At 41.8% G+C, this 586-nt stretch carries 1 protein-coding gene; it reads right to left on the reverse strand.

Annotated features, from left to right (window positions below):
• Nucleotides 1–586: IS982 family transposase (locus GPLA_RS14830; protein ID WP_040514949.1), on the reverse strand; the 586-nt coding region annotated here is incomplete at both ends.

Below are 586 nucleotides of genomic sequence, written 5' to 3' on the forward strand. Positions count from 1 at the left end.
ATGAATACTGCGGTGTCTAGAGTGTTCAATGTAAGATATGTTTTTCAGTTGGTCATTGACCGTTTCGATAATAAACCGTTTTTTTAGAATGGCTCTATCCCAAAGCGAAATGAACTTTTTCTTCATGTTCTTGCGGATAGTCGTGATGAGTTCAACACCTTTATCAAGTAATTCCCCCGATAAGGCCTTACTGATGTACCCTTTATCGCCATAAAGCTTACCGAACAATGAGTCAGCCATTTCTGGTACGGGTTGGCGGTCATCCACATTACCTTTGGTCAATTTAAGAGAAACTATCTCACCCAAGTGATTGATGATTAAATGGAGTTTAAAGCCAAATGACCAACCCATGGTGCCTTTTCCATGTGTCGCTACATCAGCAAATACTTGGTTTCGCTTGGCCCGCATAATATGACACACCTCTATTTTAGTGGAGTCGACAAACTGAATACCCGTCGGCTTCCCGAGCTTTGATGTTAGGTAACAACACAGCGGCACGACCACACTCGATGATATGCCTAGAAACCGTGTGTAACTGAGTAATTCAGGAAAATAGGCTTTAAGTTCTCGACTGACATAAAGTAGA

It is taken from the genome of Paraglaciecola polaris LMG 21857, assembly GCF_000315055.1.
Classification (GTDB): domain Bacteria; phylum Pseudomonadota; class Gammaproteobacteria; order Enterobacterales; family Alteromonadaceae; genus Paraglaciecola; species Paraglaciecola polaris.